Source organism: Ruegeria sp. AD11(2025) (genome assembly GCF_056542405.1).
In genome coordinates, this window is sequence record NZ_JBQFZU010000075.1 from 1 (window position 1) to 3,684 (window position 3,684).

Sequence of the window (3,684 nt, forward strand, 5' to 3'; positions counted from 1 at the left end):
GCGAAGTCATCTGGCGTTTTCCAGACGATTATCCGCAAAGGATCAGGGAACTGGGGCGTTTGTACTGAAGGAAAGGAACCGTCTGGTTATCCCCGTCTATTCTCTATTCTGATCAGCTTGCCACACGAGGCTCCCTCGGATCACATCGAAACTCTTATGTAAGGTCATCCATAGGTCAGACTTATGACGTTGAAGGTATAATCGATTTTTCTTGGCATATTAATCTGTCAAGATACCATTGCTCAAATGTGAATTTTACGCCGCGCAAGAATGGCGAACCTGTCAAACAATTCACCAACAGAGGAAAACCATGAAACGGACGACATCATTTTATTCGGCATTGGCGGTCGGTTTACTGACTGCGACGGTTGCGGCATCGGAGACGGAACTGACAGTTTACACCGCTGTCGAGGCGGAGGATCTGGCGAGGTATGCAGAGACGTTCAACCAGAGTAACCCTGATATCAAGATCAACTGGGTCCGGGACTCGACGGGGATCATCACCGCGAAACTGCTGGCTGAACGGGACAACCCACAGGCGGATGTGGTCTGGGGGTTGGCGGCGACCTCTCTGCTGCTGTTGAAATCCGAAGGGATGCTGGAGCCTTATGCCCCGGTTGGCGTAGACAAGCTGGATGCGAAATTCGTCGATGGTGACAACCCGCCTGCCTGGGTTGGCATGGACGCCTGGGTTGCCTCGGTTTGCTACAACACGGTTGAGGCGGAAAAGGCCGGGTTGAAGCCGCCCACTTCGTGGAAGGACCTGACTGATCCGATGTACAAGGATCAGGTGATCATGCCGAACCCGAATTCGTCTGGCACGGGGTTCCTTGATGTGTCCAGCTGGCTTCAAATGTTTGGCGAAGAAGGTGGCTGGGAATACATGGATGCGCTGCACGAGAATATTGCGCGCTACACCCATTCCGGCTCGAAGCCTTGCAAACTGGCGGCGGCGGGTGAGATCCCGATTGGTATCTCTTTTGCGTTCCGTGGGGCGAAGTCCAAAGCTGATGGCGCACCGCTGGAAATCATTGTGCCTTCGGAAGGCGTCGGCTGGGACATGGAAGCAACCGCGATTGTGGCCGGCACTGCAAATCTGGAAGCCGCGCAGAAGCTGGTGGACTTCACCGTCACCAAAGAGGCCAACGAGATGTACAATACCGGCTATGCGGTCGTGGCGTATCCCGGCGTTGCAAAACCGGTTGAACACTTCCCAGAAGGTCTTCTGGATGCGATGATCAACAATGATTTCGAGTATGCCGCCAACAATCGCGCGGCAATCCTGAAGGAATGGCAGTCTCGCTATGACGGAAAGTCTGAAGCGAAATAATTCCATTGGCAGGGGGGGCTTTTGTGCCTCTCCTGCCCGCCACTCTCTTGTTCCCACCAACACAACCAACTCACCCGGCGCGCACCAGCCAGGATCGGTCGTGCCCGAGGTGCAGATGTGAGGACCTCTCCCGTGCTTCAGAAAACACCACCCGGTGAACTGTATCTCAGCATCCAGAATTTGTGGAAAGCGTTCGGCAGCTTTCTGGCACTCAAGGACATCTCTCTTGAAATCAAAGAAGGTGAATTCATTCGTTTCCTTGGCCCGTCCGGCTGCGGCAAGACCACCTTGTTGCGGGCGATTGCCGGGCTGGATCTGCAGACCAAGGGTACGATTATGCAGGATGGCAAGGACGTCTCCAACCTGCCTCCGTCCGAGCGTGTCCGTCATCGAATGATTTGGAACACGAGCGTTTGATTGGCTTAGGAGGATCAGGCTCGCCGCAGTTTCAATCTACGCCGCGTTCTGATGATGCAGCAAGCGGCGTTTCTGGATTGTCTGGTGTTTGATTTCCTTTCTGCGTCTGAGGATTGTTTCGGCTCGACCGAAATAGACATCGGCGGGTGTCAGATTGCTGATGCTCTCGTGGTATCGGTTGTGGTTGTAGTGATTGATGAAGTCGCCGATGGCCTGTTCGAGCGCTCCTGGCAGATAGTAGTTTTCCAGCAGGACACGGTTCTTCATCGTCTGATGCCATCGCTCAATCTTGCCCTGGGTCTGCGGATGGTTGGGCGCTCCCCGAACATGATCCATACCCTGCTCATCCAGCCATTTCGCCAACTCGCCAGAGATGTAACTGCTGCCGTTGTCGCTGAGCAGCCGGGGCTTGTGGGCAACGGTGACACTGTCACAACCTGATGCAGCCAAAGCGTCTTCCAGCGTTCCTGTGACATCGTCAGCTTTCATCGTGGTGCAAAGGCGCCAAGAGACAACGTAACGGCTGTAATCATCCAGGATCGTAGACAGGTAGAACCAGCCCCAACCGATGACTTTGAGATAGGTGAAGTCGGTCTGCCAAAGCTGGTTCGGCCGCACAGTCTTCTCATGGAATTCATCCGCCGCTTTGATGGTGATGCAGGCTGGGCTAGTGATCAGATCTTGTGCCTTCAGAAGCCTGTAAACACTGGCCTCAGAAACGAAGTAGCGCCTGGTGTCGGTGAACCGCACCGCAAGCTCGCGGGGCGATAACTCGGGTTCTTCCAGAGCCAGTTCCACGATCTGCTTGCGCACCTTGTCGGGGATGCGGTTCCAAACCCTACCTGGCCGGGAATGGCGATCCTCAAGCCCGGCCTCGCCGAAAGACAGATACCTGTCGTACCAGCGGTAGAAGGTCGTTCTGGGAATGCCGAGCTTTTCCAGTGTGCGTTTGATCGGCAGGTGCGAACCGTCAACCAGCCGGATGATCTCAAGCTTTTCGGATGCGGGATATCTCATTCGTCGTCTCCCCCATCCTCGAACATGCTTTTTTTGAGCAGCCGGTTCTCAAGGGTCAGGTCGGCGACTACCTCTTTCAGCGCCGACGATTCCGCTCTCAAATCCTTCACCTCAGAGCTGGTAGCCTGGCGTGCGGTATCGCCAGCCAACCGCTTCTTACCGGCCTCAAGGAACTCTTTCGACCAGCTGTAATACAGGCTCGTAGCTATTCCTTCACGGCGACACAGCTCCGCTATGCTGTCTTCACCACGAAGCCCATCCAACACAATACGGATCTTCTCCTCTGCCGAATGCTGGCGCCGTGTCTTCCTGCGGATGTCTTTGACAACTCTCTCTGCTGACGCTTTCTGTTTCCCGGATTTCATTCTCATCTCCACTCTCTGATGGTTACGATGAGCCTGAAATCCTCCGCTACGCAATCAACCTAGTCTGTTCCATGGGTGCTGATGGCGGACACCTGATACTAGGTTCCAGCACCGTCTGATGTAGCACCGTTCGAGTGCTTGCTTTGGGCTGACTGTGGTCCTTTGGAGTATAAACGCGAATGGCGGCAATGTCCGCGTCTCTATGGTTGATCCTGATTTGTGGGTTAGTGTCCGAGGACGTGGTGTAATTTCCTCGGCGTTGCCGGTGTAATCCGGGTGGCCATCGAGGTGTATGGTCGAGGTGGAGTTTCGACGCTTCAACCCCGAACCACACGGAGACCCCGATGACCAAGACCACCATGGACCTCAGCGAACTTCTGGAAAAGCACGATCAAGGCGATTTCCTTCGCGCCGTTGCAGAAGCGGTCCTTCAGCTGATCATGGAGGCCGACGTCGAGGGCTTGATCGGCGCCGGCCGTCACGAACGCGCCGAGGGTCGCACGACCTGGCGGAACGGTTATCGCGAGGGCGCGCCCGACACCCGCTTGGGCACGG

The 3,684-nt window shown here is 55.4% G+C and carries 4 protein-coding genes; 3 read left to right on the forward strand and 1 reads right to left on the reverse strand.

Features of this window, described 5'->3' with window-relative positions:
* Positions 1–310: 310 nt before the first annotated feature.
* Together ACR1XY_RS24185 and ACR1XY_RS24190 are read left to right on the forward strand one after the other, a co-directional pair.
* Positions 311–1,330 carry a putative 2-aminoethylphosphonate ABC transporter substrate-binding protein gene (locus ACR1XY_RS24185; protein ID WP_480484969.1) on the forward strand — a complete coding sequence of 340 codons (1,020 nt, stop codon included), beginning with the start codon at positions 311–313 and terminating at the stop codon, positions 1,328–1,330.
* 132 nt (positions 1,331–1,462) lie between these two features.
* Positions 1,463–1,747: an ATP-binding cassette domain-containing protein gene (locus ACR1XY_RS24190; protein ID WP_480597307.1), complete on the forward strand. Its 285-nt coding sequence runs from the start codon at positions 1,463–1,465 to the stop codon at positions 1,745–1,747.
* A gap of 36 nt (positions 1,748–1,783) precedes the next feature.
* Here ACR1XY_RS24190 and ACR1XY_RS24195 read toward each other — a convergent pair.
* Positions 1,784–3,135, reverse strand: a protein-coding gene (locus tag ACR1XY_RS24195) for an IS3 family transposase (protein ID WP_170717543.1) whose coding sequence is annotated in 2 segments (ribosomal slippage) — positions 1,784–2,799 and positions 2,799–3,135 — 1,353 coding nt in all. Because the reading frame shifts where the segments join, the coding sequence is not laid out codon by codon here.
* A gap of 338 nt (positions 3,136–3,473) precedes the next feature.
* Between ACR1XY_RS24195 and ACR1XY_RS24200 the strand changes: the two genes are divergently transcribed.
* Positions 3,474–3,684 (forward strand): transposase (locus ACR1XY_RS24200; RefSeq protein WP_480597309.1); only part of this gene is annotated, 211 nt, incomplete at its 3' end.

Excerpts from the sequence above, each read along its gene's own strand:
- ACR1XY_RS24185 (WP_480484969.1), top strand. The coding sequence starts at position 311 with ATGAAACGGACGACATCATTTTATTCGGCATTGGCGGTCGGTTTACTG.